Origin of the sequence: Streptomyces cyaneofuscatus, from assembly GCF_042718795.1 — a bacterium.
Lineage (GTDB): Bacteria > Actinomycetota > Actinomycetes > Streptomycetales > Streptomycetaceae > Streptomyces > Streptomyces cyaneofuscatus_A.
Genome location: NZ_JBHXOX010000019.1, coordinates 1 through 24,451, shown reverse-complemented (window position 1 = coordinate 24,451; position 24,451 = coordinate 1). Strand labels below are relative to the sequence as shown.

The window sequence follows — 24,451 nt, the reverse complement described above, 5'->3', positions numbered from 1 at the left end:
ACAGGGTGACTCGGGTGTGCCGTCCGCGCAACAGATGAGCTGTCGGCCCTGGTGAGGGCCGTTCGGCCGGCCGCTAGACCAGGTACGGCAGCAGGCGGTCCGGGGTGAGCGGCAGTTCGCGGATCCGGGCCCCGGTGGCATGGCGGACGGCGTTGCCGATGGCGGCGGCGGTGCCGACGATGCCGATCTCGCCGATGCCCTTGGAGCCCATGGGGTTGAGGTGGCGGTCGTCCTCGTCGATCCAGTGCGCCTGGATGCCGAGGGCGTCGGCGTGGACGGGCACGTGGTAGGCGGCGAGGTCCTTGGCCGTGAAGTCGCCGAAGACCGGGTCGATGGCGGAGCCCTCGGTCAGTGCCATGCCGATGCCCATGACCATGCCACCGGTGAACTGGGAGCGTGCGGTGCGCGCGTTGAGGATCTTCCCGGCGGCGTACACGCCGAGGAGCCGGCGGACCCGGACCTCGCCGGTGACGGAGTCGACGGCCGTCTCGGCGAAGTGGGCGCCGAAGGCGTGCCGCGCGTACGGGGATTCGGCGGCGGTCTCCTCCTCGGTGTCGCCGATGGCGGTGAAGCCCTCGGCGGGCAGCGGGCCCCGGTGGTCGGCGAGGTGGCCGGCCAGGGCGGTCGCCGCCTTGTGCACGGCCCAGCCCCAGGAGGCGGTGCCGGAGGAGCCGCCGGCGAGCGGGGCGGTGGGCAGGTCGGTGGAGCCGATCCGCACGTCGACGCTCTCCACGTCGGTGGCGAGGGCCGCGGCGGCGATCTGGGCGAGGACGGTCCGGGCGCCGGTGCCGATGTCGGTGGCGTTGACCTCGATCCGGAAGGTGCCGTCGGCGGCCGCGTGGGCGCGGGCGGAGGACCGGGAGACGAGGACGGGGTACGTCGCCGAGGCCACGCCCGTACCGAGGAGCCAGCGGCCCTCCTGGCGGGCGGCGGGGCGGGGGTCGCGGCCTGCCCAGCCGAAGCGCTGGGCGCCCTCACGCAGGCAGGCGGCGAGGCCCCGGCTGCTGAAGGGGCGGTCGCTGTCCGGTTCGGTGGCCGGGTCGTTGCGCAGCCGCAGTTCGACCGGGTCCATGCCGAGGGCGGAGGCCAGTTCGTCCATGGCCGACTCCAGTGCGTACATCCCCGAGGCCTCGCCGGGCGCGCGCATCCAGGAGGGGCTGGGGACGTCGAGGGCGGCCACCTGGTGGGTGGTCGTGCTGTCCGGCGATCCGTACATCGTGCGGGCGGGTACGGCGGCCTGCTCGACGAACTCCTTGATGGTGGAGGTCTGGGTGACGACCTCCTGGGAGAGGGCCTGGAGGACGCCGTCGAGGTCGGCGCCGAGGCGGACCCGCTGGATGGTGGGGGCCCGGTGGCCGACGACCTCCGCGAGCTGGGCGCGGGGGAAGACCATCTTGACCGGGTGGCCGGTGTGCCGGGCGGCGAGGGCGGCCAGGACCGCCTGGGGGCGGGTGGTGCCCTTGGAGCCGAAGCCGCCGCCGACGTGCTCGGAGACGACGGTGATGTGTACGGGGTCCAGGTCGAAGAGCCGGGCGAGGCTCGTACGTACGGCGTTCGAGCCCTGGCTGGAGTCGTGGACGGTCAGGTGCCCGTCCTCCCACCACGCGGTGGCGGCGTGGGGCTCCATGGGGTGGTTGTGGAGCGAGATGAGGCGGTAGGTGGCGTCGACCTGGACGGGGGCGGCGGCGAAGGACCGCTCGAAGTCGCCGCGCCTGCGCACGGCGGGGAAGCCGCCGTTGGCCTGCTCGGGTGTGTAGAGGCCCGGGTGGTCCTCGGTGAGGGTCACGTCGTGCTCATCGCTCTCGTACTCGACGAGCAGCCGTCCCGCGCCCGTCCGGGCCGCCTCCGGGGAGTCGGCGACGACGAGGGCGATCGGCCAGCCGTGGTGCGGGACCCGGTCGCTCTGGAGGACGGCGAGGATCGGGTCCTCGGGTTCGGCGAGGGACGGCGCGTTGTCGTGGGTGAGGACGGTGTGGACGCCGGGGACGGCGAGCGCGTCGACCGCCCGTACGGCGGTGACCCGGCCGGCCGCGATGGTGGCCGGGACAGGCCAGGCGTACAGGGTGCCGGGCGGGGTGTGCTCGGCCGCGTACCGGGCGGTGCCGGTGACCTTGTCCCGGGCCTCCCTGCGGACGACGGGCGCACCGGTGAGCTGCGGGGCGTGGGACATGGCGGCGGGGCCTCCGGTCGGTGGGGGTCAGCGGGTCGGGTCGGCCTCAGTGGCGTGCGGGTCGCTGAGTTCGGCGAGGACGTCCTGGGCGACGCGGCGGACGAGGTCCACCTTGAAGGCGTTGTCGCGCAGGGGCCGCGCCTCGGCGAGTTCGGCGATCAGGGCGTGCTGGAAGGCGGCGGGGGTGGCGGGGGCGCCGAGCAGCTCGGCCTCGGCCCGGCGGGCGCGCCACGGCCGGTGGGCGACACCGCCGAACGCGAGCGTGGCCCGCTCCACGCGGCCGCCCGCCACCTGGAGGGTGGCGGCGACGGAGACCAGGGCGAAGGCGTACGAGGCACGGTCGCGGGCCTTGCGGTAGCGGGAGACCGTGCCGGAGGCGGGCGGCGGGAGCACCACCTCGGTGATCAGCTCGCCGGGCCTGATCACGGTGTCCTGGTCGGGGTTCTCCCCCGGCAGCCGGTGGAACTCGGTGACGGGGACGGTCCGTTCGCCTTCGGGCCCCAGCAGCACCACGCTCGCGTCGAGCGCGGCGAGGGCCACGGCCATGTCGGAGGGGTTGGTGGCCACGCACTCGGTGGAGTGCCCGAGGATCGCGAGGTCGCGGTGGGAGCCTTCGCGGGCGGGGCAGCCGGAGCCGGGGAGCCGTTTGTTGCAGGGCTTGGAGACGTCCTGGAAGTAGGTGCAGCGGGTGCGCTGGAGGAGGTTGCCGCCGGTGGTGGCGGTGTTGCGGAGCTGCCCCGAGGCCCCGGCGAGCAGCGCCTGGGTGAGCACCGGGTGGTCGCGGCGTACGTCGGGGTGGGCGGCGAGGTCGCTGTTGCGGACGGTGGCGCCGATGCGCAGGCCGCCGTCCGGGGCCGGGGCCACCCGGTCCAGCGGGAGCTTGGTGACGTCGATGAGGAGGCCGGGTTCCTCGACGCCGAGTTTCATGAGGTCGACGAGGTTGGTGCCGCCGCCCAGGAACCGGGCTCCGGCTCCCTCGGCGCAGAGCCGTACGGCCTCGGCGGTGGTGGTGGGTCGCTGGTAGCCGAACGGTTTCACGGGGTCACGTCCTCGATGGCTTCGACGATCCGGGGGTAGGCCCCGCACCGGCACAGGTTGCCGCTCATCCGCTCGCGGATCTCGTCCGCGTCCAGGGGGGCGGTTTCCGAGGTCAGGGCGTCGGGCGGGGTGGCGTGGGACGGGTGGCCGTCGGCGGCCTCCTGGAGCATGCCGACGGCCGAACAGATCTGCCCGGGGGTGCAGTAGCCGCACTGTAGGGCGTCGCGCTCGACGAACGCCTGTTGCAGGGGGTGGAGGGTGTCGCCGTCGGCGAGGCCCTCCACCGTGGTGATCGCCGAGCCGTCCTGGGCGACGGCGAGCAGCAGGCAGCTGTTGGCGCGGCGGCCGTCCACCAGGACCGTGCAGGCTCCGCACTGGCCGTGGTCGCAGCCCTTCTTGGCGCCGGTCAGGCCGAGCTGCTCCCGCAAAAGGTCCAGGACCGTGGTGCGGTGGTCGAGGGTCACCTCGGTCTCCTCCCCGTTGATGTACAGGGTCACGGTGGACCGTTCGACGGTGACCGGTTCCGGTGCGGTGACCGTCTCCAGGGCGAGGGAATCCATGCGCGAACACCTTTCACTTCGGGCTGCTGTCGGGGCGACGGGGGCGCGTCAGCGGTTCTCCAGGCGCAGCCGTACCTCCTGCTCCTGGTCCCCCGCCGCCGTACCGACGACGCGTACCGCGAACGCGCCGGTGAGGTGCTCCCTCAGCCGGTCGACGGCCCAGTAGCCGCCCTGGGCGTCCACGGTGACGGGGGCGGTCAGCGTCACGGGTTCGGCGGCGGCCTTCGGCTCGGACACGTCGACGGTGGTGACCCAGACGGTCGGGCGGGGTCCGGTCGTCGCCTCGGGTTCGTCGCCCGCGTCCCGGTCGGAGTCGAAGGCGCTGCCGAGCACGCCGAACACGCTCCGCGCGTCCGCGAGGTCGCACCGGCTCAGCGACACCAGCACCTCCTCACCGTGGCCGGCCGTGGCTGCGTCGCCGCTTCGTTCGGGGGTGCTGTTCACGAAGGTTCCTTCCATGGGGTGCCGGCCTTCGTGTCCAGGCTCACCCCGCACCGGGCCGACGGCGACACGGGAGAGCCGAAGAGGGCTACAGCTCGCGCAGAGCGGGCAGGAGGGACTTCTCCGCCCACGAGATGAAGGACTGCTGGTGTTCCCCGCCCACCTGGACCAGTGCGATCTCGGTGAATCCCGCGCTCTCCGCGGCCGCCACATCCCCTACCAGCTCTCGGGGTCCGGCCTGTTCGGTCACCGTCGTACAGCCGATTCGCACCATACGAAACGTTTTTCCCGTGGCATACTCATAAAACATGAATTGATGTGACTGGCCGACTGACAGCCTTCCCCCGGGGTATGCGGCAACCATGGACGTATCGAACGGAGCCTCGCAGGCACTGGCCGCCCCACTCGCCGACGGGACGGGCGCGCTGGCGGCCGTCCTCTTCCCCATCGCCGCGCTCGCCGTGGTGGGTCTGCTGATCGGCGGTTTCCTGCTCGGCAAGCGGAAGAAGGACACCGAGCTGCCGCCGCCGCTCCCCCACGAACAGCCCGTGAAGCCGGAGGGGCGCACGCACATCGACGCGCACGACCCGCACGCATCCGACCGCTTCCCCGACGACGGCAGCGCCCTCACCCCGCACCAGCTCGACGACCACGGCAACGCGCCGCTCCCTCCCCACCAGGACGATCCGCGCACCGATACGGATCCTCCGCGGAGCTGATCCGTTCCCCCACGGGGGACGGATCCGCCGGCCCCCTCGTCACCGGAGGTAGTGATGAGCCGGTCGGCCGCCGACCGACAGACCCGCCTCACCGTTCTGGTCGCGCTCGCGGCCAACCTGGTGATCGCGGCAGCCAAGACCGCGGGCGGGCTCATCTCGGGCTCGCCCGCGCTGCTGTCCGAGGCGGCCCACTCGGTCGCCGACAGCCTCAACGAGATCTTCCTGCTCGCCGCCCTCCGGCGCAGCCGCCGCCCCGCCGACGCCCATCACCCGTTCGGCTACGGCAAGGAACGCTACTTCTGGGCGCTCATCGCGGCGGTCGGCATCTTCGTGATGGGCGGCTGTTTCTCGTTCTACCAGGGGCTCCACGCACTGCGGCGCGACGACGACGAATCCCCCACCGGCTACACCGCCGGGCTCATCGTGCTCGGCGTCGCCTTCATCGCCGAGAGCACCTCCCTGACCCGCGCCCTGCACCAGGCGCGCGGCAAGAAGGGCGCCGCCATCGATCCGGCGCTGCGGACGGTCATCGCGGAGGACAGCACGGCGGTGCTCGGCGTCAGCCTGGCCATCGCCGGTATGTCCCTGCACCTGGCCACCGGAAGCGTGGTCTGGGAGGCGGCGGCCTCCCTGGGCATCGGGCTGCTCCTCGTCTACGTCGCCTTCCGGCTCGGCCGGAACGCCCGGGACCAGTTGATCGGTGAGTCCGTCGATCCGGAGCTGCAACGCGAACTCGTGGGCTTCCTGATGCGCCAGAACGAGATCGACAACGTCGCCGAACTTCTCACCATGCGCCTGGGCATGCACTCCGTCCTGGTGGCGGCCCGCATCGACCTGGCCCCCGGCATCGACAGCGAGCAGGTGGAGGAGGTCTCGATGCGTATCCGGCAGGCGATGGGCGAGCGGTGGCCGCAGGCCGACCAGGTCTTCCTGGACATCACGAACGCCCCGCCGCGCACGGGCCTCTGAGCGCGGCCCGCGTTGCGCCGCCGCACGGGCCGTCCGAGGGTGGGTGCTGGACCGCAAGCGGCCGCCCCCGCGCCGCACACCCGTGAGAAGGCAGTGGACCATGACCGGAAGCGATCCCCGTACGGCCCCCTCGGCAGCGCCCCTGACGGGCCCCGCGGCGCCGTGCTGGGTCACCCTGATGACGCGGGACCTTCAGTCCGCCCAGCGGTTCTACACCGAGGTGCTGGGCTGGTCGTTCCGCCCGGGACACCTCGGCGCGGAGTTCTCGGTCGCCCGGCGCGGCGACATCCCGGTGGCGGGCATCTTCGCCGTGTCGACCGCGTACCAGGTCGCGGTCGCGTGGACGCCGTACTTCTCGGTGGCCGACGCGGACGTGGCCGCCGCCCGGGTCCGGGAGCGCAGCGGCACGGTGGCGGTGGGGCCGCTGACGCTCGGCAAGGGGCGCGGTGTCCTGGCCTCGGACCGGGACGGTGCCGCGTTCGGCCTCTGGGAGCGCATCGAGCCCTCCGCCTCCCCGCCGGCCCCCGACGGCCACGCGCACGCCTGGCTGCGGCTGCGGACCCGCAACGCCTTCGACGCCGCGATCTTCTACGGCGAGGTACTCGACTGGGCGAGCGGACGTCCCGGCTGTTGCGACGTCGCGTACGAGGGTGACGAGGTCATCGTGCGGTGCGAGGGGCGGCCGCTGGCCCGGATCAGCTCCGGAGCGGTGGAGGCCGCCGTCGATCCGGTGGTGCGCCCGCACTGGCAGGTGCAGTTCCCGGTGGACGACGTCCCCGTGACGGTCGCGGCGGCCGAACGGCAGGGCGGCTCCCTGGTCGAGGAGCGGTCCGTCCTCGGCGGCAGGGAGGCCACCCTGCGGGACCCTGACGGCGCGCTGTTCACGGTCACCGACCGGCGCGGCCCGGTGGGCCCGGAGAGCTGAAGCGCTCAGTCCTGCTTGGGGGCGGACGAGCCCTTGGTCAACGGGTCGTCCTCGCGCACCCCGGAGCGGCCGCGGGCCAGCGCCCAGAGCGGGAAGATGAACCAGCAGGCGAGGAACCACAGCGCTATCCCGCCGACCAGCCAGAGCGCGAACGTGTTGTGGAGGGCGACCCGCATGATCAGCAGCAGGGTCGAGCACATGGTGAGGAAGAGCAGCACCAGTCCGAGCACGGTCATGCGCGAGGCCCAGATGACCGTCTCCGGCTTCATCCGGCGGCCGGTGAGCAGCCGGTGGTAGGTGACAGGGCCGATGAGCGCGGCGACGGTGGCCGAGCCGAGGACCACCGTGACGACGTAGATGTCGCGGTCCAGCTCCGAGAGGTCGCCGAACCTCGGCTGGAACACCACGGCGAGGAGGAAACCGAAGAGGATCTGCACCCCGGTCTGGGCGACGCGCAGTTCCTGGAGCAGTTCGGACCACTGCCGGTCCGCCCTCTCGTCCTCGGTCTCCTCGCGGCCTCTGCCAATGGCCTCCGACACGGGGACCCCCTCTGTTCGACATGACCGGGCGCTGATACACCCGTTCGATCCGGGACTACAGATGCCCCGGTCGCACAGAACCAATCCACCGAGATCGCCGCCCACAATCCACTCGACCGCCACCCACCGTTCGTCTAGGATCACGCTCACGGCATCGCGCGTCGGTCACCGTCCGGGTGAGGCGTGGAGGTAGCCCGTGAGATGCCCGTTGGAGGCATTCCACTGTGTCGGTCGAGTTGAACCACACCATCATTCATTCCCGCGACAACCGCGAGTCCGCCGCGTTCCTGGCGGATCTGCTGGGTCTGGAAGTCGGAGAGGAATGGGGCCCGTTCATCCCCGTCGTCCTCGCGAACGGCGTCACCCTGGATTTCGCGACGATCCCGGAAGCGTCCATCACCCCGCAGCACTACGCCTTCCTCATCTCGGAGGCGGAGTTCGACGCGGCGTTCGACAAGATCCAGGAGCTGGGGATCGCGTACTACGCCGATCCGCATCAGAAGCTCCCGGGCCAGATCAACCACAACGACGGCGGCCGGGGTGTCTACTTCCCCGATCCGAGCGGTCACGGCATGGAGATCATCACCCGCCCCTACGGAGGCTGAGCCCGGGCCTTCAGCCCCCCACGGGGAGCAGGAGTTCGGGGCGGTCCCACATCACCGCGGGCGGATTCGCCCGGACGGTGCCGGCGGGTTCGGCGCCCACACCACGGTAGAAACCCTCGGCGGGCGGGTGCGCCACGATCCGTACACCGGTCAGGCCCGCCCGCCGTGCCTCCTCCCGCAGATGGCCGATGAGCAGCCGCCCGATGCCGAGCCCCTGCGCCTCGTCGGCGACGAACATCAGGTCGAGCTCGGGCGGCTGGAGGAGCAGCGCGTAGAAGCCGAGGACCCGGTCGTCGGCACGGTCGGCGGCGACGAAGACCCGGTGCGCCTCGATGTAGTCCGGGCCCACGCGGTATCCGGCGACCATCGGGGCGTACGGGCCCTCGTAGGCGCGTGACGTCCGGACCAGCCGGGTGAGCCGACGAGCGTCACGCGCGGTGGCCCGGCGGATCACGGGGTCCGGGCGGTGCGGGCCGCGCCCGGGGTGCGTAACGCCTGATCTCATGCGTCGAGTATTACGTATGTCTGCTCCTCGACGATCCGCCGCAATCCGGCGGGGCTTGCCCGCATGAACGGCTGTTCGGGGGTACACGGTCAGCACGTCGCCCGGTGGTCGTTCCTCCGGGCCGGGACCGAGAGGGGTTGACGACTGTGCGACAAGAGAGTCGCGTGCCGGCCGGTGAACGGTGGGGGCGACAGCCGTGACAACAGCGATCATCATCATCACTCGTACTTCAGGACGGGAAGGGCGCTGAACAGCGGCTGAGCCGGAAGCGCGGGGTTGTTTGGGAGAGGTATGGGAAAACTCGGCGTCCACAGTCCGGCTCCCACCACTTCCTTTTCCCATACCGTCTGGAGATACCCAACTATCCGCTCCTCCATCGCAACGGTCACCTCGCTGTAGGTGCCTTCCACCCCCGGCAGCTCGTGGCCCATCCGCCCCTCGATTGCCACCCGCGGGATGTCGCCCGGCTCGTCCAGCTTCGCCTTGTGCCAGTGCCGCAGCCGATAGATGTCCTCTCCGGCCAACTCCGCGACGGCTGGCAGCGCAGGCCGCGCCCACCGCTCGTACCCGCGCCGGAGCACTCGCTCCTCGGCGCCGTCCCGGATCGGGAACCAGTACGTGTTGTCGAAGTCCGTTCCCAAAAGCGGCTTGCCCTGCATCGACAGGAACATCCACGGCTGGTCGTGTGATGCCAGAAGTGCCCCGTGCATCGCGTGCAGGAACGGCGGGATGACGACCGTCCTCCAGCTGTCGTACTTCGGCGCAGCCAGCACCGCTTGGCCGCTCGCCCGGTAGGTCTGGTACTGGACGCGAAGAGCGTGCAGTGACTCGTACTGCTGGAGAGCTTCCTCGCGCAGTTCCTCGTCCGGCTCGGAAGCCGGCCAGTACGGCGAGGCGTAGCCGCGTTGCAGTCCGTACAACTCACCAGGCGGCCGCAGTCCGGTGAAGGCGATGGTCCAGATGTAGGTCCACCCAGCGAATCCCCAAACGTAGTAAGCGTTTTGGGCCGCCTGATGCACGGCTCGGGTGGACAGCTGCCGCTTCACTCGGCGGACCTGCTTCTTCTTGTACAAGCCTCGTCGCTTCTGCTCCACAATGGGCGACTCCTCACGGTATCTGTACTTCACTACCGCATCGTCCATGAGCATCTTGAATATGCCCAGAACCGCCGCCGCATAGTTGTGGGAGTATTTTGCTTGCACGAAATTTCTGAAGGCGTCGTACTGGATGGGCGTGATCTCGTCCACCTTGCTCTGCGCCCAATAGGGGCGGACCACAGCCGACAGCCGGGACTCGTACGACGACATGCTTCTACTACGCAGACTGACCCCTTCGAGCCAAAGGTCACAGTATTCCGCCATGTTGATCGGGGCGGCCACCCTCTGACCCCGACGGTTTCGCACGTCGGACTCTCGGTCGAGGCCGAAGGTGAAGGCTTCGTCCTCATCCGCGAACGGTATACCGTCCAGATTCTTAGACGCTGACCCGTACAGCTTCGTGGCCGTCGGCTTGCCGTCGTCGTCCAGCTTATACTCCCCGGTCCACCACTTCACGCGGATACTGTTCCCGCGAACTTCCGTGTACGGCACCTGTCATCTCCCACTTCGATGATCGGTGCACGCGTGCCAGCGGACACTCCATCCACTGATCCCTTCCGCCACCCATTCTGCCGTGGATGAGTGGCCGGGCATTCATGGCAGGCGCACACCGTTTCTCCTGCTACTTACGCCGCGGTGAGGCGCAAAAGGTTGTCCGGGGATTGAAGCAAGTCCTTCTCATCCCGACACATCACCGGACCTCCGCAACGCCTCCGTGAACTGCTCACCGAAGCGCCAAGCTCCCCGATCGCTGCATCTGGCATCACTTTCCTCGCAGCATCGAGGACGGCCTCCGCCCTGAGCCCGCCCCGGTCTATGCCGACTCGCCGGCGGCGGAGCCGACAAGGAGTGGCTCGGCCCCTCCAGCCCCCGCAGCACGGCCGCCGCAGCCCACCCGAGCGCTCGGTCGGCCTTTGCGCTGACCACCTCGCGGACACCAACTCCCTCCTCGACGCGTTGCCACGTGCCCCTGGAGAGACCGGCGTCCCCAAACAGGCTCGACCGAGAGATGGATCGACTCCTGACCCGAAAGAACCAGATAGGACTATCCAGACCCACTCAACTACACTACACAGTCAGACAATAGCTCACTAGACGGCTATCGAGATCTATACAACAGATACTGACTAAGGTTAGATAGCCGGAGTGCACCAACCGTTGACCTACGGGTTTGACGGGGACGTGATCTGCACGGAACGCGTGCACAGTTGGCACCACAGGCCGGAGTAGCGCCTTCGTCACCTCGAAGACGGCAGTCGTAGATGCATGGGACAGCCCCACGTCACCCTCCGCGCGGCCATCGGCACCACTGACGAGTACCTCGCGTCGGGTCCGGACGAAGCACACGAGCCTGAAAGGACAGGACGATGGCCACCAAAGCCTACGAGCTCTACGGGATGCCAATTGCCCCCGAGGACCCCGAGCAGGAGTACATGACGGTCCAGGAGACCGCCTACGTCTTGAAGTGCTCCGTCTCGTGGTTGCGCCGCCTTCTCCGCAAGAAGAATGAGCTCTGCGGACGGAACGGCCGCGGAGGCCGGATCATCACCAACCGCGAGCAGCGCGCCGCGATCCACGTCATCCGCTCGGCCGGCGACCCACGTACAGGGCGACCGGCTCCGCGCCGACGCAGTCCTCGCCGGGCGACCGCAAAGACGCCCGTCGCCCCCTGATCATCAGAGGACGACGACGCCTGCCGCGAGGCACCCGGGCAGACAACCAGTCCCCGTGCAAGCACTCCTAATCGGTCTTCACTGACCCTGCGGCGCAGTTCTGTTACCGCTCACGTCTGTCGCGCACCGGTGAGGACCGCTCGTCCTGGCCGGCTTCCGTCCCCTCGGCCACCGAGCCCGAGGTCCTGGCCCGCCTCCTCACCACGGCCGCCCGCACCGTCCATGAAGGCTTCCTCCCTTCGGTCGAGGGCGCGCAATGACTGCCCTTTCAAAAAATTCACAACAACGGGAGAAGTCCCTTGAGTATTCGCAAGCGCGCTCTGTCCGCAGGCCTGACCGTCACCATTCTGCTGGGTGGCGCCGTCGCCCTGGCCCCGGCGGCAAATGCAGTCGGCGGGCACTCCAAGTGCACGCAGGACTCCAACTTCAACGGCAAAGTCGCGGTCGTCAACGTCAACCTGCGCAAGGGACCGGGCACCTCGTACGGGTCATACGGCCAGCTGACCAAGGGCGGCAAGGTGTTCGTCGACTGCTTCCGGCAGACGGACGTCACCAAGGTCCCCTGGCTCTACATCAAGGTCAACTCCGGCGCCCACAAGGGGCTGCGCGGCTGGGTCCGCAACGACCTCATCTACTGGCCTCTCGCCCAGTAGGCGTCCGCGCGCCTCCCGCACCGGAGATCATCTGCGGCAACTTGAAGGCGGGGGCGCCGAAGCGCCACGATGTCGGAGAGACGAAGACACCGCCACTCCAGGCATCGTGGCCGTCGTCCGCGCTGCAGCAACGCGATCTGGTCCTCACCCCCGGCCCGGGACCAAACGTGGCACCCGGGCGTCCTGGGACTCTACCGGCTGTCAGGCAGTGCGGTCACGCAGCGGAAGCCGGTGTCGTTGTCCTTCATGGTGGCGTTGGCCGCGTTGTGCAGGAACGGGGCGGCGCGCTCGAAGGGCGAGGTGTAGGCCGACCCCTTGAGCTCGAAACGCCCGGGCTCCGATTCGGTCGAGCACCATTCCCAGGTGTTGCCGCACAGGTCTACGACGCCGTACGGGCTGACACCGGACTGGTAGCGGCTGACGGGCGTGGTCGTTCCGATGCCGGCCTCGGCGACGTTGCACTTGGCGGCCGTGGGCTCGTCTCCCCACGGGATAGGGCTATCCGGGAACGGATCCGGTACGCGCCAGTGCGCTGGGATACTGGCGGGCATGTCCGGCATCTTCGACTCCCCGAGTCCCGTCCCCACCACGCAGGATGTGGCTCTCGCCGAGCGCTTCGCGGCGCTGGCGGGAGAGGCCCTGTCCGGGCCGACCGCGGAGCTGGCCGACCAGCTCCGCGCCCTCGGCGCGCACGTCGCCCTGCTGGACCGGCAGGCGCCTGTCGTCTCGGTGCTGCTGAGCATGTGCCGGGAGGCGGCCGAGCGCTGGCAGGCGGGCGGCTACGGGCATTTCAGCGTCTCCCGGAACCTGCCCGCCGCGCCCCCGGCCGTCGCCAGCCTGCTCCAGTCCGCAATCGATGGCGAAGGCGACGTGCAGCTCCGCGAGCTGATCGCGCGCGCTGTGCGGTCTCCGCCGGGAACGGGCAGAAGCTGATCGCGGTCGGTGCTGGGGTGCACGCGCTGCTCGAAGCCGGGCCCGGCCGCTTCCCCGCTGCGGCCGCCGCCGAGCCGATCGATCCGCGGCGCCTGCCCGACCTGCGTGCCCGGCTGATCAGCGCGCAGCAGGGAAAGCCCGCCGTCAACCGGCTCGCCCTCGCGCTGTTCGAGAACACCGGCACCCTCGTGCCGTTCCTGAACTCCGCCGACGACGCGGCCCGGGTGCTGCTCGCCCAGGAGACCGACCGGCTTGCCCGGGCCCGGCTGTACCACGTGGACGAGGAGATGACCGAGGCCGCGATCCGCAAGGCCGAGCGGGGCCGCAAGGGGCCGCTCGCACCGCACCGGGTGCCCGCCACCCGGGGGTTCATCGCCTTCGGCAAGCCGCTCGTACGGACCGTTCCGGAGGGCGAGGAACGGCCGGCGGAAGTGGTCGCGGTGTCCTGGGGGCCGTGGGCGGCCGACTTCGCGCACGCCCCCGAGCACATCCGGCCGACCCCGGTCGCCGGGCCGCGTCAGCCGTTCTGGCGCTGGTTCGGGCCCGACGGCACCCCGCGCCACATCGAGGCCTTCGACGGCCGGGCGAAGCCGACGTGGTGGCTGACCTTCTGGACCCGCCCCACCCACGCCGTGCCTGGCACGCCTCCACTGCTGGCCGACAACGAGACCACCACGGGCGCCACCGAGACCCCGGGCCCGATGCACATCGGCACCACCGACGAGGTCGCCCACGTCGTCTACGCGTGCTGGGACTTCATCACCCAGGAACAGGTCACCAAGCGCCCGATCACCCAGCAGCGCGTCCAGCCGCGCAAGCCGACCGATCTGCGCCGCGACCGGCGCAAGGGCATCCAGGACGACTCCTCCGTCCACCTCGTCACCCTCCGGGGCCGCCGCCCCCAGCTCACCGAACCGGCCCCCGCCGTGTCGGTGCCCAGCGGCCGGAGGCTGGACTACCGGCAGGTGATCTCCGAGTACGACCGCTCCCACTGCATGAACCCGCACCTGCACCGGGACGATCCCGACAAGCAGCACCACCACCACGAGGAGATCACCGTGGTGGAGTACGTCCGCGGCCCCGAAGGCGCCCCGCTGCGCCCGACGAAGGAATCCCGCACCGTCCGTCAGCTCACCGTCGGAGCTGTCGCCGACCCCGAGTAGGGCCCCGCCCCAGGTCACCGAACTGCCTGTCCGTCGTTGAGCCGGATATGACTCGTCTCCGGCCGGTCCCCGCATCCGCCCCCGCCCCCGGGGACCACACCGTTCGAGGCGTCGCGGCCCGGCTGCGGGCCTCAGCGGCGATCCAGGCCTCCGGGCTCGGCCAGGCGGAGGCGCTGCTGGCGCTGGTGGAGGCCGGTGCCCTGGAGCGTGGTGCCGAGGCCGTGGCCGAGCGGGCCGACGACGGGAACCCTGAATCGGAGGGCGCCGGGTACGCGGAAGGCTGGCGGGATGCCCTACACGCCGTCACCGCCGACCTGCTCCGCCAGGCGGCCGCGCTGGGGGACCGGGCCGGAGACGCGGCTGGTGGCCTTCCGGAGTTCCTTTCCGCGCCGCACGTTTCCGCCCCCGCACTGGTCTACGGCGCGGGGCAGGCGCCGAGGATTCTATGGACCCAGCAGCAGCTCCAGGCAGCGCGGATGCACCTGCGTCCGGGGCAGGCGCCCGCCGCGTACGAGCGAAGCCGGGGCGGGCGCCTGATTCCCCGGTACGCGCCGGGGCACGCCGTACCGATGCGCCGCCAGAGTCCGCTGGAGATGCGGGAGATGGCACGGTGGCGGGTGTGCCGCCGCTGCCGCACTGCCTCCAACGCCCTGCTGGGCGAGGAAGGGCTGTGCGGACCGTGCCTGGACGAGCGGCATGGCCGCACGTGCTGGCGGTGCGGCACGCTGTGGCAGATGCCGCTGGAGCGCCGGTGGGAGGAGCACCCGGTGTGCCACGGGTGCCAGGACCGCCTCCGCACCGCCCACCGCGTCGTCATGGCCCTGGTCTACCGCCCGTGACGTCCGTGCCGGACTGGTCGCAGGGCTGACGGGAAGCGGGAGGGCCCCCGGTCAGAAGGCCACGGCCTCCCTCAGAGCACGCTGGAGGAGCTCCATGCCGTACTCGTCTTCGTCTTCGTCGTCGTAGAACCGGAGGGAGAGGGCGAGCGCGCGCGTGATGCTCTGGAGGCTGACGCTGGCCCCCATGAGAGAGGCGGCGAACCGTAGGATGGCGATTTCGCTCTCGGAGGCCCGGTACACCCAGGAGCTCTTGTCGGTCACCAGGTGGCAGATTGCGTTCCAGTCGACGCGCGGCTGGTCGCTGCTGAGGTCGATGAGGGGCCGGTCGTGTTCGTGGTGAATGATCCACGGCCGGTTGCGGGGCGTCTGGTCCACGGCGAAACGTCGCATCCACAGGCCGCCCCGGTAGTCGCTCAGCAGACTTACGGCGGCCTGCTCCTCCTTACCTCCCGCGAGCTGTACCACCACCTGCTGCTCCCGCTCGGCCAGCCTCGTTGTCTCCCCGTTCACTGACACCGGTGTCTCCGATCGCTTGACGTCCAGGGCCGATGCCCGGTCGGCTCACTGTGTCCGGTTGCGTACCGGATTCGCGCTGAACACGCCGGGCGGTGCCCCAGACCGGGGCTTTGATCACCCCGGGCTCGCTCACGGCGTTCGGGGGGTTCCTAGGAAGGCCTTGGAACTTCAGACCAGTGACCGGTCCGTGCCGCAGAGGATGCAGCCGCGAGCGTGCGGGGCGGCCATCGCCTCGCGGGCCTGGCCTTCGTCCGTGATCTCTTCGCGCCGCCCCCGGATCGACCAGCAGTCGGAGCGGTGCACCGTGGTCCGTGCGACCGCCGAGCTGGCAGCCGTCCGCTCGTACTCGACCGTCCACGCCGTCGCGGGCTCCACCCGGCGTACGGGTGGGGCCGGGATGTTCTGCTGGAGGCGGGTGGTGGGCACCGTGGAGTAGTCCGTACCGGGCAGCGGCTGCACGGAGGTCGAGGGCATCCAGGCGACGTACTCCCCGGGCACGGGCCGGTCGGGGTCTGGGGCCTGCCACAGGACGATGCCGACCTTGTAGAGCCAGCCGTCCTCGGTCTGGCGCCGCTCGTGCAGCCGCCCTTGGACAACCTGCCCGTCCGGCATGGTCACCGCCACCGGGGGCGGGGTGCGACCGGCCATGGAGAGTCCTTCCGCGAGCGTCGGCTCCAGCCTACGAGCAGGCGAATCGCTCCCGCCGGGAGTGTCGAACGCATGACCCCATGCCTTAACTTTAAAAATTACGCTGAAGACTCTTGTGTGGTTTTTAAAAGTTTCGGTAGCGTGTGTGGTGCCGGGGAAGTCCGCCCCCGGCACCCGAAGCGCCCGCCGGCCAGGGCGGGAACTCCACCAGGGAGCATCACATGCGCAACATCGTGTCGACCAACGCCGGGAGCGACGTCGCCGAGGAGTACGCCGAGCAGGTCGAGGCCCTCATCAACGGCGCGAGCGCCGACCGCAGGACCGAGCAGGACGGCAAGGCCTTCTACATCCGGCTCCACCACTACGCCGCCCCCGGCACCGGTGCCGAGCGGTGGGCCGTCGACTACCACGACGAGGCTTCCCGGGAGCTGGAGGAGTACGACTCCGAGGCGGAAGCGGACGCCCGCTACGAGGAGATGGTCCGCGACTCGGCCGCCAACATGGGCATGGACCATGACGGCAACCTGGAGCGGTTCGACGTGACGGACGTGGACGGTGTGCCCGGCCCGCTGCCCCAGCTTCCCGGCATCGGTGCCGACGACGTGAACCGGCTGATCAACGCGCGGACCGAGGAGCCGGTGATGTACCTGGAGCGCACCGAGGACGGCACGGGCGACGAACTGGACCTCGCGGTCTGGTCTGCCGCCCTGGTCTCCCGCCACCAGGTGGTCCTCTCCCGCTCCGAGGTCCTGGAGACCCTGGGCGAGAGCGACGGCGACGGCGGCATCGAGGAGTGGTTCAGCTCCAGCGACGTCACCGAGGAGAACGCTTTCCTGCTGGAGATGCTGGTCGACACGGCGAAGGAGCGCCGCAGGAGCGCGGCCGACAGCCTCTTCCTCCCCTCCGCCGACCCCCGCTGACCACGCCCCTCTTCGCCTCTCGCTGGAGACCGCCCGCCGGGCGGTCTCCAGCCCTGTTCCAGGAGCATCCGCATGCATCACCCGACCTTCCCTCTCACCTCCAGTCCCTGGATCCCTGTCTGGGACCTGGACACCAGCGAGTTCAGCAGCGTCGGCCTCACCGAGGCCCTGGTCCGCGCGCACCGGCTGCGCTTCGACGCCACCAGCCAGAGCGAATCGATCGCCCTGCTCCGGCTGATGGCCGCATCCCTGGACGCGGCGTGCGGACCGAGCACCGTCCCCGAGTGGGATGCCGCCTGGCGGGCCGAAGCGCTCGACGCCGAGCGGATCACCGCCTACATGGACCGCTGGGCGCACCGGCTGGACCTGTTCCACCCCACGCACCCGGCCTTCCAGTGCGGGGCTCTGAGTGTCTACAACCGCGGTGCCCACAGCCTCGATCCCGCCTCCCTCGGCGGCGCCTCCGGGGCCTGGTTCAGCGGCAAGCTCCGCGCCGCCCGGGACGGTGTGCAGGCCTACCCGGCCTGGGAGGCGGCCGAGGCCGCCCGCAACCTGCTCTGGCTGCTGTCCTACGACACCGCCGGCATCAAGGGAGCGGCCCCCGGCGACCCGCTGGGCAGGAGCAACCGGGTCTACGGAGCCCGGCCCGGCCCGGCGGGCATCGTCACCCACCTGCACGTCGAGGCCCACACCCTCAAGGAGCTGCTGCTGCTGGCCCTGCCGCCGCAGCCCCGCGCCCCGGGCGACGCCCCGGTCTGGGAAGAGGAGCAGCCGCCCACCTCGGTGCGGACCCGCGCACCGCGCGGACGCCTGGACTGGCTCACCTGGCCGACCCGGCGCGTACGCCTGTGCCCGCCCGCCGAGGACGGCGGCGGCGTGGACAGCTTCGCGCTGCACGACGGCGACCGGATCGAGGGGCGGGCGCTGGACCTGGCCCAGGCCCACGATCCGATGACCGCCTGGAGCACCCCGGCATCCGGGCGCGGGATCACCCCCATGCGGTTCACCGACGAGGACCTGGGCCTGCTCAAGCCGTGGGCCGCCGCTCTGATCCTCGGCCCCAACCCCGGCCGCCCGCAGACCAGTGCCGTACTGCGGCACACGGTCGAGGCGGCCGAGCGCGGCATCATCAGCCCCGGCACCCGCCTGCGGGCCGTGTTCGCCGCGATCGACTGGGGCACGCAGCGTGCCGTGATCGACAACGATCCGGTGGCGCCGGTGGACCTGGGCACCGCCGGACAGCTCGCGGACCCCGAACAGCGCAAGGTGATGGCCGCCCGCGCCCGGTACGCCGAGGTCGTCCAGGGCAACCTCCGCCGGGCAGGGAAGGAGATGACCGGCGGGCACCGCGCCGATATGGTGCGCCAGAAGCTGACGCTGACCAACCTGGAACCGGCCTGGGACGAGACCCTCGGAGGGGACGCGACGGGTGACGGGTGGCTCAGGGAAGCCGCCAGCCAGGTGTGGGACACCGCCTTGCACGCGGCCGTGGACCGTGCCGTTCAGGGCCTCCCGCTCAGTCCTGTCCAACGGGCCAAGCTCCGCGCGACGTTCATGACGGCGGGCGCACTTCCCTCCCGGAGCGGAGCCGCCGCGCGACAGGAGCCGGAGGAGGTCCCCGCCCCGCCGGCGGAGACACGGAGGGCGAAGGCACCCCGCAGGACACCACCTTCTTCACGCGGGCCCGGACGGCCCGCCGCCGCCTCGTACGACGTGTTCGGCGGCCACTACACCCTGTCGGAGATCAGTAGGCGGCCGGAGTGCGCGGTCTCCTATCCCACCCTGCGCAACCGCCTCACCGATCCGGACAACCCCGACCGGCAGTGGACCGCGCAGGAAGTCGAGGAGGCCGCCACCCGCCCCGCCACGCGCGGGCGGCGGCGTACCGAACGCGGCCAGTGACCGGTGTGGGGCTGCGGCACGCCGTGAGCGGCACCGCAGCCCCACACCGGCACCCGACTCCCGCAGCGTGACCTGATGAGAGCGGCGCAGGACCCCCAACGGGTCAGTAGCTGTTTCAAGCCCTGAATCCGCAGGTCATCGGGCACGAGCCTGAGATGAGCCTTCCAGAGAAGCGTTCGGGGCGAGCGATGCCCCCTTAGCGGGAAGCTGCTTCCCGAAAGTGGGTCTTCATGGGAAGCTGCTTCCCATGAAGACGCCTATTGATCATGCGTGTGGGCATCGAGTGACGGCGGATATCGGCGGTACGGACGTGCGGGGGGAGCGGGCCCGTACCGCCGCGTGGCTGGCGGAGCAGCCGTGCCCGGAGTGCCGGCGGGAGACGCGGAAGCGCAGGCGCGGGGAGGAGGCCGAGGCCGCTGCGGCGGCGGCTCGTGAGTGTGGGTGGCCGCCGCTGTCCGGGAGCGTGAAGCAGGTGGCGTGGGCGGAAAGGGTCCGCGCCGAGGCGATCACCTCGATGCAGGGGCGGATCACGGCCCGGGTGGGCGAGGAGTGCGGCCGGGCGGCCGCGGAGGCATGGACGGCCGTCGCGCTGCGGCAGACGGAGGCCGCCTGGTGGATCGACAACCGGGACGTGGCCGTACGCGCCGTCAACGGCACCCTCGCCCCTGCTGAGATGGACGAACTGAAGGGACTGATGGGCTGATGGGCACAGAACGCGGCGACGTAGGGGAGACGGTCCGGGTGATGGGCTCCTACGAGCAGACCCAGCGGCGGCTGCGTGCGGCGGGGGAGCGGGCCGGGGCGGCCGAGACGATGCGCCGGGCGGCGGTCGCGGAGATGGGCCAGGCCATCCGCGACCACCGGGCCGTCCTCGCCACGGCCGGTGAAACGGTCGACCGGCGTCTGTGGAGGATGGACATGGAGCAGGCCGAGTCCCATACCGGGCTCAGCCGCCGCACCCTGTCCACCGCGCTCGCTGACGACAGCGCTCGCTCGGACGCACAGGTCGCGGCGGAGTACCGGGCCTACGGCTACGACGAGCACCACGGTCAGGCCGAGCTGCACCGCCGCTATCCGCATCTCGCGGGCCTGGACTTGGCCAGGAGGTTGCTGGTCCAGCACAGCCTCCAGGCCGAGTCCGAGCAGGGTCTCGACAGCATGATGGGATTCGGTCCGCAGGGACTGGAGGAGAGCGTGCAGGAGCGGTTGTTGCGGCAGGAGTATTACCGCCAGGTCGACGCCATCGCGGACGGCACCGCCGCCCTGCATCATGACGGCCGCCCCGCAATCCTGCCCGCCACCATGCAGGAGTAGATGCTGCACGGACATCCACCGGACCGGCGGGCAGCGGACTGCGCGGGGGCGTTCCGTCACCAAGCCCATACGCCAGCCGCCCTACCCGGGCTCGCGTCCAGAGCCAGGTTCTCAGTGGTCGACGACGTACCAGCGTCCGTTGTGCCGGGCGGCGGGGATCCTGCCGCTCCTGCACCACTGTGTGGCGGTGGCCGCCGAGACCCCCTTCGCCTCCGCGTACTGGGCGGGAGTGTCCCCGACCGGGGGGCAGGTGTGTTTGCCGCAGCGGCAGGAGAGGGGCTGGCACCGTTCGGCCCGCTCGGCGGCGGCCCGCTCCTGCTCCTGCCGCTGCTGCTCCAGGACCAGTTCACGGATGGCGGCGGCCTTGTCCCGGACGTGCTCGCGCTCCAGGCGCACGGTGACGGAGCGGGCCGTATCCTCGTCCGCCTGCTGCCGGCGCCGGGTCTCGCCCTCAGGATCGCGTTCACCAAGGACGTCGTCCAGTTCCCGCACCTGCGCGAGGAGTTCTTCCCGGCGGGCGCGCAGCTGGTCCGTGTCCGCTTCCCCGGCGTCCTCGGTCTCTTCTCTGACGATCACGTACTCGCCACTGTCGTGCATGCCCAGCATGACGCGCGGCAGATCGCGTACTTCCACGACCACGTCCGGGCCCGCCGCGATCTGCGGGTACTTCGTGGATCCGCCGCTGGCAGGGAGTTTCCCGGCGACCAGGATGACGTCGCTGCCCAGCTTGACCGGGGCGTTGCGGGTGGGACGCCAGGCGATGGTGCGGCCCGCGAACTGGGCCCTCCCTCCCTGGGTGAACGGCAGCTCGTACGTGTGCAGAGGGACGTGGACGGACACGCGGACGGCCATGTCCTGGGGCGAGCCGTCGGTGCCGAAGTGGGACCGGAGGAGGGCGCGGACACGTTCCTCGTCCCGCGCGTCCGTGCTCCACTGCCACGTGCCCTGCACTTCGCTCCACCGGCCGCCGATGTCCTTGAGGTCCGCCTGGAAGGGGGCATGGTACGGAGCGGTGATCAGCAGCCGCTTACCGGTGGCATTGGGGCGGATGGCGATGGCGTTCACCGGCAGTTCCCTCACTTTCTGGCTTCGGCGGGGCCGTACACACTCAACGCCGCACCCTGGTGGAGGTCACTTGTTCGGGGCTACCGCCTCGGCGGGAGCGTGTCCGGGCTCGCCGGTGATCACGCGCAAGCTCGGCTCGTGCATCGGCTGCCACCCCATAATCCGGACCCAGGCGGGGCTGGTGGGCGCCCCCTCCAGGTACATCGGCCTGGTCGTGCCGTAGGCATGGCGTCGCAGGTCGGCGGTCCGCTCCCACAGAGCCCGTACCTCCGGGTCCTCGCACACCCGGTCCACGATCGCCCGCAGCGCCCCGTTGGCAAGGGCGCCCTGGCGCAGCTGCGCGAGCAGGGGCGGCGCCCAGTGCTCCGCCCACTGGGCGCACTGGTCCCGCCCGGGCCCAGGCAGCAACAGGTCCGTCATCACGTTCGCGCCGGGGCGGGCGGACCAGGGGCAGGCCCGCTCCGCGCGCCGGTTAACGGCGAGGATCCCGAAATCCGGAGCCTCCACCAGGGCAGGAAAGGGCAGTCGGCGGATGTGGTCGGAGAGGTCCTCGGGGACGTCGGGGGCGGTAGGGGAGAGCAGGGGCGGGACAGGGCGTCCGGCCCAGCGGTAGAGGGCCTGCATCTCGTCGGGGTGCAGGGACAGGGCGCGGGAGATCGCGGCGATGGTGTCGCTGGACATGCGGCGCTCGCCCGATTCCAGGCGCTGATAGTGGCGCAGGCTCACGTCGAGGACCTCGGCCATGAGGGCGGTGGTGACGGATCCGGCGGGGTCGGCGCCGAGCGGCGGGGCGGGCAGGTCCCGTACGCGCCGGCGGGCCCGCCACCGCTCCAGTAGGAGCGGCATGTCCGGCGATCGATAGCCCACCATCAGCGCTCCTGACCTCAGCAGAACCCCAAATCTACCCATACCCGGGCATGGGTGGCGGTGGCGGCCAGCCTTGGTCGCGACCAGGCCGGGCCGTTCCGCTCCGGCCTCGCCGGGGTTTACCTGGAGGAAGTTCACCGACTGACCTGTCTGTCTCCGACACCGGGAGACTCACCTGTTTGGAGGAACTCCGCCATGACGTGTCTGCTTCTGCCGCCCGTGCCCGCCTCGGTGGGCACGGCCCGGCGGTGGGCGGCTCCGCTGCTGCCCCCGGACCTGCGCGACTCGGTCGTCCTGGTCCTGTCCGAGCTGATGGCCAACGCCGTCGCTCTCACCACCACGGAGGGCCGGGCGGCAGGCGCCGAGGACATCGAGGTCGAGGTCTTCGTCGACCCGGCCGACGGGCACGTCACGGTGGCCGTGACCGACCCCAGCGACCAGCCCCTTCCCCCGGCTCCCGTCGCGGTCGAGGCAGGAGCGGACCACGGGCGCGGACTGCTGCTCCTGGAGGCCCTCGCGCATGACCACGGCTGGTCCCCTCGCGCCTGCGGCGGCAAGCGCGTGTGGGCGTGGTTCCGCTGCCGTGCCGCGGCACCCCGCCGCAACGGGCCCCGCCCGGAGGCCGCGCAGCCTGCGGGATGTGCCTGTGTCTGAGACGGAGGCGGCGGCCGTGGGCGTGGGCGTGGTTCCGGGACCGCGGGTAGCGTCGGCGCCAGCCGAGGAGGACGTGAGGGCGATGACGCAGGAGCGCGGGGAGAGAGCCGAGCGGCGCGAGCAGACCGCGCGGCGCATCATCGAGGCGGCCGGCATCGTCATCGACCGCGAGGGCTACACGGGCGCCAGCATCCCCGAGATCCAGCGGGTCGCCGGGGTCTCGCGAGGCTCGGTCTACCACCACTTCGCGAGCAAGAAGGCCGTCGGGGACGCCGTACTGCAACGGCAACGTGTCTTCTTCGAGCAGGTGGCGCAGGAGTCCGCCGAGCTGGCCCCCGCCCTGTGGTGCCAGGTGCTGGTGGACGTCAGCTACCGGTACACCACCGCGATCCTGGACGATGCCGTGCTGCGCGCCGCCGTACGCCTGAGCATCGAGCCGGGCCCGTACCTGACCCGCGACAGCTACCAGGCCCCGCTGGAGGCCGTCGCCGCGATCCTCACCGCCGCCCGCGAGGCCGGAGAACTCCAGGACCACGCGGACCCCGAGGAGGACGCCCGGACCCTGGTGGGCTGCTACAGCGGCGTGCAGCTCCTCGCCCTGGCCCTCACCGAGCGGGACCAGCTGCACACGCAGGTCGCGGCGATGTGGCGGATGTGCATGCCCGGACTCGCCCGCCGAGACGTCCTGGACCGCCTGCGGCTGGACCCGCCGCACCCCTGACCGTCCCGGCCTGGATGGTGGAACGCAGACACGGCGACCTTAAAACTCGCTGCCCCGCTCGGGGTGTGCCGGTTCGAACCCGGCTCCAGGCACGCTCACCCGGCTCCGGCCGGACCCGCCACCCGCCGTACGTACAACCCGGCCGCAGTGAACCCCGGCCCGAAGGCCACCATCACCCCCGGCCCGCTCACCGCCCCCTCGCCCAGCGTCCGCTCCAGCACGTCGAGCACCGCCACCCCGCCCAGATTCCCGCCGGCCAAGGAATCCCGGGCGTGCTGCCCGGCCTTCTCCTCGTCCAGGCCGAGCCCGGAGAGAGTCCCGGAGATGATCCCGGGCCCGCCCGGGTGCACCGCCGCCCAGTCCACCGTCCGGCCGTCCAGCCACCCCGTCAGGTACGGCAGCACCCGGCCCGGGGCGGTCGTGGCCTCCTTGCCCGAATCGAAGGTGACACCGTGCTCATGGATCACGCCCCAGTACGCACCCGAACTGTCCGGCAGGACCAGCTCCCAGACGTCCTCTGCTACCAGGTCGCCCGCGCCCGCCGCCTCCACGGTGTGGACGACGGCCGCGCCCGCCGCGTCCCCGAAAAGCCCGGCGTAGAGCACGTCCTGCATACGCAGTTCCTCGGGCCCGGCGAGGTAGAGGGTGGAGAGGTCCTCGGCGGCCACCACCAGGGCCCGCCCGCCGGGGCGGCCGCGCAGAGCCCGTACGGCGTGGACCAGGCCGTGGGCGCCGCCGACGCACGCGGCGGTCGCCAGCCCGATCCGCTCCACATCCGGCCGCAGCCCCAAGGGCTCCACCAGGTTCACGTCCAGGCCCGGGATCGTCCACGAGGTGGTGTGCGTCGTGACCAGAAGATCAATGTCCTTGGGCCCGAGCCCGGAGCGGGTGAGCGCCTCCCTGCCCACCTTCACCGCCCGGTCGTGGGGGGCCCCCGGCCCGGCCCCCCCCCCCCCCCCCCCCCCCCACCCTCCGAAGGTGAGCGCCGCCCGCGCCCCCCCCCGCCCCGCCACCC

The 24,451-nt window shown here is 71.2% G+C and carries 28 protein-coding genes, 1 tRNA gene and 1 pseudogene; 16 read left to right on the top strand and 14 right to left on the bottom strand.

Annotated elements, in window-relative coordinates:
- Positions 1–73: 73 nt before the first annotated feature.
- From ACFWRT_RS22105 to ACFWRT_RS22085, 5 genes and pseudogenes are all read right to left on the bottom strand, one after another.
- Positions 74–2,170: a xanthine dehydrogenase family protein molybdopterin-binding subunit gene (locus tag ACFWRT_RS22105; protein ID WP_380949310.1), complete on the bottom strand. Its 2,097-nt coding sequence runs from the start codon at positions 2,168–2,170 to the stop codon at positions 74–76.
- Positions 2,171–2,197: 27 nt separating this feature from the next.
- The gene (locus tag ACFWRT_RS22100) at positions 2,198–3,208 is read right to left on the bottom strand and encodes an FAD binding domain-containing protein (protein ID WP_380949309.1); all 1,011 of its coding nucleotides are present in this window, start codon (positions 3,206–3,208) and stop codon (positions 2,198–2,200) included.
- Entirely contained in the window at positions 3,205–3,768 is a 564-nt protein-coding gene (locus ACFWRT_RS22095) for a (2Fe-2S)-binding protein (protein ID WP_380949308.1), read from the bottom strand. Before ACFWRT_RS22095 ends, ACFWRT_RS22100 begins: the two co-directional genes overlap by 4 nt.
- 48 nt (positions 3,769–3,816) lie before the next feature.
- Entirely contained in the window at positions 3,817–4,212 is a 396-nt protein-coding gene (locus ACFWRT_RS22090) for a hypothetical protein (RefSeq protein WP_380949307.1), read from the bottom strand.
- Positions 4,213–4,297: 85 nt separating this feature from the next.
- Positions 4,298–4,405, bottom strand: a pseudogene (locus ACFWRT_RS22085) (LLM class F420-dependent oxidoreductase); the annotation flags it as partial.
- 166 nt (positions 4,406–4,571) lie between these two features.
- On the opposite strand from ACFWRT_RS22085, the gene ACFWRT_RS22080 reads away from it, so the two are divergent.
- The 3 genes from ACFWRT_RS22080 (at position 4,572) to ACFWRT_RS22070 (ending at position 6,822) form a co-directional block, all read left to right on the top strand.
- Positions 4,572–4,928: a DUF6479 family protein gene (locus tag ACFWRT_RS22080; RefSeq protein WP_380949306.1), complete on the top strand. Its 357-nt coding sequence runs from the start codon at positions 4,572–4,574 to the stop codon at positions 4,926–4,928.
- A 54-nt stretch (positions 4,929–4,982) separates the two neighbouring features.
- Positions 4,983–5,897, top strand: a complete 915-nt coding sequence (locus tag ACFWRT_RS22075) for a cation diffusion facilitator family transporter (RefSeq protein ID WP_380949305.1) — start codon at positions 4,983–4,985, stop codon at positions 5,895–5,897.
- Between the two features lie 100 nt (positions 5,898–5,997).
- Positions 5,998–6,822 (top strand): VOC family protein, encoded by an 825-nt coding sequence (locus ACFWRT_RS22070; RefSeq protein WP_380949304.1) that lies wholly within the window; start codon positions 5,998–6,000, stop codon positions 6,820–6,822.
- A 5-nt stretch (positions 6,823–6,827) separates the two neighbouring features.
- On the opposite strand, the gene ACFWRT_RS22065 is transcribed toward ACFWRT_RS22070, so the two are convergent.
- On the bottom strand, positions 6,828–7,361 hold the full coding sequence (locus ACFWRT_RS22065) for a DUF6328 family protein (protein WP_380949303.1): 534 nt from the start codon (positions 7,359–7,361) through the stop codon (positions 6,828–6,830).
- A 224-nt stretch (positions 7,362–7,585) separates the two neighbouring features.
- On the opposite strand from ACFWRT_RS22065, the gene ACFWRT_RS22060 reads away from it, so the two are divergent.
- Positions 7,586–7,966, top strand: coding sequence for a VOC family protein (locus tag ACFWRT_RS22060; protein ID WP_380949302.1), 381 nt, complete (start codon positions 7,586–7,588; stop codon positions 7,964–7,966).
- 10 nt (positions 7,967–7,976) lie between these two features.
- Here ACFWRT_RS22060 and ACFWRT_RS22055 read toward each other — a convergent pair whose 3' ends face one another.
- Complete coding sequence (locus tag ACFWRT_RS22055; protein ID WP_380949301.1) at positions 7,977–8,471, bottom strand: GNAT family N-acetyltransferase; 495 nt, start codon at positions 8,469–8,471, stop codon at positions 7,977–7,979.
- A 218-nt stretch (positions 8,472–8,689) separates the two neighbouring features.
- Positions 8,690–10,024 carry an integrase gene (locus ACFWRT_RS22050; protein WP_380949300.1) on the bottom strand — a complete coding sequence of 445 codons (1,335 nt, stop codon included), beginning with the start codon at positions 10,022–10,024 and terminating at the stop codon, positions 8,690–8,692.
- 911 nt (positions 10,025–10,935) lie between these two features.
- Here ACFWRT_RS22050 and ACFWRT_RS22045 point away from each other — a divergent pair.
- Together ACFWRT_RS22045 and ACFWRT_RS22040 are read left to right on the top strand one after the other, a co-directional pair.
- Positions 10,936–11,241, top strand: coding sequence for a DNA-binding protein (locus ACFWRT_RS22045; RefSeq protein ID WP_380949299.1), 306 nt, complete (start codon positions 10,936–10,938; stop codon positions 11,239–11,241).
- 299 nt (positions 11,242–11,540) lie between these two features.
- On the top strand, positions 11,541–11,894 hold the full coding sequence (locus ACFWRT_RS22040; RefSeq protein ID WP_380949298.1) for an SH3 domain-containing protein: 354 nt from the start codon (positions 11,541–11,543) through the stop codon (positions 11,892–11,894).
- Between the two features lie 191 nt (positions 11,895–12,085).
- On the opposite strand, the gene ACFWRT_RS22035 is transcribed toward ACFWRT_RS22040, so the two are convergent.
- A complete protein-coding gene (locus tag ACFWRT_RS22035) occupies positions 12,086–12,445 on the bottom strand; it encodes an SUMF1/EgtB/PvdO family nonheme iron enzyme (protein ID WP_380949297.1) in 360 nt (119 codons plus the stop codon).
- On the opposite strand from ACFWRT_RS22035, the gene ACFWRT_RS22030 reads away from it, so the two are divergent.
- From ACFWRT_RS22030 to ACFWRT_RS22020, 3 genes are read left to right on the top strand one after another with little or no spacing between them, the layout of a single operon-like run.
- Entirely contained in the window at positions 12,444–12,827 is a 384-nt protein-coding gene (locus ACFWRT_RS22030; RefSeq protein ID WP_380949296.1) for a hypothetical protein, read from the top strand. The two genes, ACFWRT_RS22035 and ACFWRT_RS22030, sit on opposite strands and share 2 nt — an antisense overlap.
- A 17-nt stretch (positions 12,828–12,844) precedes the next feature.
- Positions 12,845–13,990: a hypothetical protein gene (locus ACFWRT_RS22025; RefSeq protein ID WP_380949295.1), complete on the top strand. Its 1,146-nt coding sequence runs from the start codon at positions 12,845–12,847 to the stop codon at positions 13,988–13,990.
- A 47-nt stretch (positions 13,991–14,037) separates the two neighbouring features.
- The gene (locus ACFWRT_RS22020) at positions 14,038–14,829 is read left to right on the top strand and encodes a hypothetical protein (protein ID WP_380949294.1); all 792 of its coding nucleotides are present in this window, start codon (positions 14,038–14,040) and stop codon (positions 14,827–14,829) included.
- 51 nt (positions 14,830–14,880) lie between these two features.
- On the opposite strand, the gene ACFWRT_RS22015 is transcribed toward ACFWRT_RS22020, so the two are convergent.
- Entirely contained in the window at positions 14,881–15,345 is a 465-nt protein-coding gene (locus ACFWRT_RS22015) for a hypothetical protein (RefSeq protein WP_380949293.1), read from the bottom strand.
- A 168-nt stretch (positions 15,346–15,513) separates the two neighbouring features.
- Entirely contained in the window at positions 15,514–15,993 is a 480-nt protein-coding gene (locus ACFWRT_RS22010; RefSeq protein WP_380949292.1) for a DUF6233 domain-containing protein, read from the bottom strand.
- A gap of 221 nt (positions 15,994–16,214) precedes the next feature.
- Between ACFWRT_RS22010 and ACFWRT_RS22005 the strand changes: the two genes are divergently transcribed.
- The 4 genes from ACFWRT_RS22005 to ACFWRT_RS21990 all read left to right on the top strand — a co-directional run bounded on the left by ACFWRT_RS22005 (position 16,215) and on the right by ACFWRT_RS21990 (position 20,129).
- Complete coding sequence (locus ACFWRT_RS22005) at positions 16,215–16,913, top strand: hypothetical protein (protein ID WP_380949291.1); 699 nt, start codon at positions 16,215–16,217, stop codon at positions 16,911–16,913.
- A gap of 72 nt (positions 16,914–16,985) precedes the next feature.
- Positions 16,986–18,815 (top strand): type I-E CRISPR-associated protein Cse1/CasA, encoded by a 1,830-nt coding sequence (gene casA / locus ACFWRT_RS22000; protein WP_380949290.1) that lies wholly within the window; start codon positions 16,986–16,988, stop codon positions 18,813–18,815.
- Between the two features lie 283 nt (positions 18,816–19,098).
- Positions 19,099–19,518: a hypothetical protein gene (locus tag ACFWRT_RS21995; protein ID WP_380949289.1), complete on the top strand. Its 420-nt coding sequence runs from the start codon at positions 19,099–19,101 to the stop codon at positions 19,516–19,518.
- Positions 19,518–20,129, top strand: coding sequence for a hypothetical protein (locus tag ACFWRT_RS21990; protein ID WP_380949288.1), 612 nt, complete (start codon positions 19,518–19,520; stop codon positions 20,127–20,129). The genes ACFWRT_RS21995 and ACFWRT_RS21990 overlap by 1 nt, the downstream gene beginning before the upstream one ends.
- A gap of 111 nt (positions 20,130–20,240) precedes the next feature.
- Here ACFWRT_RS21990 and ACFWRT_RS21985 read toward each other — a convergent pair whose 3' ends face one another.
- Complete coding sequence (locus ACFWRT_RS21985) at positions 20,241–21,194, bottom strand: hypothetical protein (RefSeq protein WP_380949287.1); 954 nt, start codon at positions 21,192–21,194, stop codon at positions 20,241–20,243.
- Positions 21,195–21,260: 66 nt separating this feature from the next.
- The gene (locus ACFWRT_RS21980) at positions 21,261–22,064 is read right to left on the bottom strand and encodes a helix-turn-helix domain-containing protein (RefSeq protein WP_380949286.1); all 804 of its coding nucleotides are present in this window, start codon (positions 22,062–22,064) and stop codon (positions 21,261–21,263) included.
- Between the two features lie 192 nt (positions 22,065–22,256).
- Between ACFWRT_RS21980 and ACFWRT_RS21975 the strand changes: the two genes are divergently transcribed.
- From ACFWRT_RS21975 to ACFWRT_RS21965, 3 genes are all read left to right on the top strand, one after another.
- Positions 22,257–22,715 carry an ATP-binding protein gene (locus tag ACFWRT_RS21975; protein ID WP_380949285.1) on the top strand — a complete coding sequence of 153 codons (459 nt, stop codon included), beginning with the start codon at positions 22,257–22,259 and terminating at the stop codon, positions 22,713–22,715.
- A gap of 82 nt (positions 22,716–22,797) precedes the next feature.
- A complete protein-coding gene (locus ACFWRT_RS21970) occupies positions 22,798–23,436 on the top strand; it encodes a ScbR family autoregulator-binding transcription factor (protein ID WP_380949284.1) in 639 nt (212 codons plus the stop codon).
- A gap of 8 nt (positions 23,437–23,444) precedes the next feature.
- Positions 23,445–23,528 (top strand) — tRNA-Leu (locus ACFWRT_RS21965).
- 3 nt (positions 23,529–23,531) lie between these two features.
- On the opposite strand, the gene ACFWRT_RS21960 is transcribed toward ACFWRT_RS21965, so the two are convergent.
- The gene (locus ACFWRT_RS21960; protein ID WP_381121341.1) at positions 23,532–24,350 is read right to left on the bottom strand and encodes a PhlD; all 819 of its coding nucleotides are present in this window, start codon (positions 24,348–24,350) and stop codon (positions 23,532–23,534) included.
- Positions 24,351–24,451: the final 101 nt, after the last annotated feature.